Annotated in this window: 3 protein-coding genes; 2 read left to right on the forward strand and 1 reads right to left on the reverse strand. The window is 67.1% G+C overall.

Going from position 1 to position 4,188, the window contains the following annotated elements; all coding sequences use genetic code 11:
* Positions 1 to 215 precede the first annotated feature (215 nt).
* On the forward strand, positions 216 to 746 hold the full coding sequence (locus tag U9980_RS03735) for a hypothetical protein (protein WP_322766688.1): 531 nt from the start codon (positions 216 to 218) through the stop codon (positions 744 to 746).
* Positions 747 to 857: 111 nt separating this feature from the next.
* Here U9980_RS03735 and U9980_RS03740 read toward each other — a convergent pair whose 3' ends face one another.
* Positions 858 to 2,504, reverse strand: a complete 1,647-nt coding sequence (locus U9980_RS03740) for a glycosyltransferase (protein WP_322766689.1) — start codon at positions 2,502 to 2,504, stop codon at positions 858 to 860.
* A gap of 795 nt (positions 2,505 to 3,299) precedes the next feature.
* On the opposite strand from U9980_RS03740, the gene U9980_RS03745 reads away from it, so the two are divergent.
* On the forward strand, positions 3,300 to 4,184 hold the full coding sequence (locus tag U9980_RS03745) for a NifU family protein (protein ID WP_322766690.1): 885 nt from the start codon (positions 3,300 to 3,302) through the stop codon (positions 4,182 to 4,184).
* The last annotated feature ends 4 nt before the right edge of the window (positions 4,185 to 4,188 follow it).

The following is a 4,188-nucleotide window of genomic DNA, read 5'->3' on the forward strand; positions in this document are numbered from 1 at the left end:
GTACAGGGACATTCCGCTGATCACCCACTCTTTACGGTCAGTCGACGACCTGGTGTCAGATGTGTTACATGGGTTAAGTGCGCCAGGACGGGTAGAGCTGTTCCATGGCTCGACACCGGAGGGGTCCGACAGCCCAGCACATGCCGCACACCAGGCACTCACGCAACGTCACACATAGCAGGTCGGACACCCGTCCCGCGACTCGCGCGGCACGGATGACCCGCCCGACCGTTCCGCAGCTGTTGTTCGCCGCGACCGCAGTCGCGGCTGTGCTCGCCATGCCCGCCGATGCACTCACGGCATCGTCCTCGCCGTCGACGCCCACACCGTCAACGGCCTCGCCGTCGAAGCTCGCGCCGACCACTGGCACCGGCACTGGCACTGGCACCGCCGGCACCGCCGGCACCGCCGGCACCGCGGTCCAGCCATCCGTCGCGACGCCGGTCGGGCGGCCCAGCCCGTCCACTGACGAGCAGGTCGCGCAGGCGGTGCGGACGAGCCCGCTGCTCGGTGAGGTCCCCCCGGAGCGCATCCGGGTGGTCGACGTCCACGTGTCCACGATCGACCCGACCGTCGCGGTCGCCCACGTCGTGCCGACCGGCGGCGAAACCGACCCCGCGACCGCGCTGCTCACCCATCCGAACGACCGCTGGCGGGTCGTCGAACTGGGCACGGCCGGTGTCGGCTGCGACCACCTCAGCGTGGCGGTCCAGCACGAACTCGGGCTGGACTGCGAGCCGTCGTAGCCGGCCAGAGCGCGCGCAAGCGCAACGCCTGGTTCTTCGATGCACCTTCGATACGCCCTAAACCTGGACGGCAGCGGCAACCGCCGCGGCCGTCCAGATGGGGCCGTTCCGTCAGCTGGCGAAGGTCAACGCCGACAGCAGGGCGACAGCCAGAATGATCGTCCCACGTATCGGCAGCTGCCACCGCTCGACCACCGCGCGTCGATCGCTGACCGCGGACAGCGGCCCGGCCACCATCATCAGCATGATCCCGGCCCATACCAACGCGAACAGCGGACGGTTTGCGCGCGTGTCGAAGGCGTAGATGACGATGGATGCGACCAATGTGACCGCAAAGGCGACCTGCGGCAGGACGAGCACGGACATTTTCGGCTGAAACGCCTTCTCGGTGGTACCGGATGAGCGCGGCCGGTAGCCGAACGCCACCCAGACGAAGGCGATCAGATACAGCGGGGCGATGAACAGTGAGCTCGCAACGGTTCGGGTCGCGCACCCGCGGCCCGCATATGCAACGATGAATAGCGTTGAACCGAGGAGATAGGGCACGCCGAACAGCAGATAATGCTGTTCAGTCGCGCCGGAGGACACCTGCGTCCGCAGGATAATGGCCAGCGGCGGGCCCACCAAAAAGATCATCTGGACGACGGCCAGCAGCGGGCTGAGGCTGGTGTGCAGATAGTGTGCCCGCTGCCAGCCCCGCAGACCCGGTTTGCGCAACGGGTTGTCGAACAGCAACAGGCGCATGTGGTCCATAGCCCACCGCAGGCGCTGTTTGGCGTAGACGGCCGCGGTCGCCGGTGCCGTCCCTATTGATATCGGCAGGGCGTGGTAGACGCTTGACCAACCACGGGCGTGCAGTTCGTACGAGGTCTGCACATCCTCAACCAGATTCCATTCGCTGAATCCACCGACCGACTCGAGCGCGGACCGACGGTAGAGGGCTCCGTTACCGGTGGAGAACGCGCTGTTGTCACGGTCCTTCGCCGGCTGGATGGCCCGGAAAAACATGGAATCAGCATTGTTCAGGACATCCCTGCGGCCCGTGTCGAAACACTGGGCGGTGCAGACGAACCCGACCTCCGGATCACGCAGATAACCGACTATCCGCTCCCCCACGTCCGGCACGACGAGGTGATCAGCGTCCAGGGTCAGGATTGCGTCGCCGTCCGTGCGGGCCAGCGCATGGTTGAGATTACCGGCCTTTCCCGGCGTCCCGTCGACACGGGTGAAGCACGGTATGCCCAGCCGGGCGGCGAGCGCGTCGATTTCCCGCCAGTTCTTCCGGCCGGCGAGGCGACCGTCGTTAAGAATGTAGGTCTGGTGCGGATAGTCGATCGCCAGGGCGAAACGCAGCGTCCGCTCGACCATGGACGCCGGCTCGCCGCACACCGTCACGAACACGTCGAGGCTGCCCGCCGGCGGCCCGGCGCGGCGGACCGCACCCGGCCGCATCCGACCGACCATGACCGCCGTCCAGGCGACGGTCACATAACTGACCAGTTCGGCGCCATAGAAGAAGGAGCCGAACACGCCGGTACCGGCGAGCGTTCCCGCTCGCCATGCCAGGTAGATCGCGCCCAGCACGATGACCAGCACGCCGGTCACCGGTGCCAGCCGTCCGCTGACCGGACCAGCCACCGGGACGTCCCAGCGGCGCCGCGAAGCTCCGTCCGTCGGTACCCGCGGCCGAGGCACCCACGGTGCCAGGCCATCGGGAATCGGCGCGGTGGCGTCGACGGGCGCTACGTCGCGAGCCATACTTGTCACCTTTCGAAAACATTCGCCTATTAGTGCTATGGGGACTGCGGCCGCCGGGCGCGCGATCTGACGATCGTCGCGCGCCCTTTGGCCCTCTAGTGCTACGGGGACTGCGGCCGCCGGGCGCGCGATCTGACGATCGTCGCGCGCCCTTTGGCCCTCTAGGGCTACGGGGACTGCGGCCGCCGGGCGCGCGATCTGACGATCGTCGCGCGCCCTTTGGCCCGCTGGGTCACTGGTCACACAAGGGCCCGCCGGGCCCAACCGACCAAGGTTTTAATTAATGCGCTTCTCCAAACTGGTCCGGACCGGACTGACGCCAATCGGAGGACGACGGGTTCGCCCCGATGATGGCAGGTGACGAGCGTCAATTCGAACGCATGGTAGCCAGTTGGATACTTTCCGAAAGTTTCGATGCCGGGGCCGACCGGAGCGCGCCCGGTTTTGTCCGGCAATGGAGACGTTAGTTCCCGCAACACCGGCCACACGTCGACGGGATTGTTCACCGCTTCAGCAAACGAGCCACGCAGCGCGGGCGGAACGAAATGTCAGGAAATTGACCGATGTGACCACCACGACAGGTGAGCACAAGGCGGTTGGCGCGTGACGACGGTCATATGACCAACCGATTACGGCGGCAACCCGCCAAACCTGTGGGATCATGAGAACGTACCCGCTGTTTTGTCCGCACCGGGACAAAGGGGAAAGCGGACCGGCCGGCTGACAGCCACGCAATAACGAATTCCCTCGCGCACCCGGCGACCCCAAGGAAGCACGCACGCTAGGAGTCCGGCGATGAGCAGTACCCGGCCGATCGGGCCGCAGCGGAACGATCCCGGTTTCGACGCGCTGTCGGAAGCCCTGGAGGAGGCGGCCACCGCCGTCCAGCAGCTGGAACCGGCCGCGCGGCAGCACGCCGAGCAGCTCCGTCACGCCGTTGAAGCGCTCCACGGCAGTGCGATCAACGCGATCGCCCAGAAGCTGCGCAGCGACCCGCGTGGCCGGGAGATGCTGTTCGAGCTCGCGGACGACCCCGTGGTGCACCTGTTGTTCTCGGTGCACGGGATCATCCAGCCCACGCCGGTGACCGAATCGCTGCACGCGCTCGACACGGTTCGGCCCTACCTGCGGGCCCACGGCGGCGACGTGGAACTGGTCCGGGTCGACGGGGATACCGCGTTCCTGCGGGTGAGCGGCACCTGCAACAGCCACGCCCTGACCGGTGTTACGCTGCGTGAAGTAGTGAAGGACGCTCTGGTCGGCGGGGTGGCGTCCATCGCGCGGGTGGTGATGCTCGCCGGCGAGCCGCCACCGACGCTGATACCGCTGGGTCCCGTCCGCACCCGCGACGGTGGCTGGGTGGCGGTCGGCACGACCGCGGAGCTGTCCCACCAGCAGATCACCGCACTGCACCTCGAACGGGCCGACGGCGCCGAAGCCGATGTCGTGGTCATAAGCCACGACGGTCAGCTCACCGCCTATCGTGACGCCTGCGCCCATCAGGGACTCCCCGTCAACGTGGCGCAGCTGGACCCGGTCACGGGCACCCTCACCTGCCCACGGCACGGTTTCTGCTACGACGCGCGGTCAGGTACCTGCCTCAACGCGCCGGGCGCCCGGCTGGAACAACTTCCCCTTCGGATCGACAACGGTCAGGTCTGGATCCGCATCGACGGCTGACCGG

This window comes from Protofrankia sp. Cr1 (genome assembly GCF_963555865.1).
Lineage (GTDB): Bacteria > Actinomycetota > Actinomycetes > Frankiales > Frankiaceae > Protofrankia.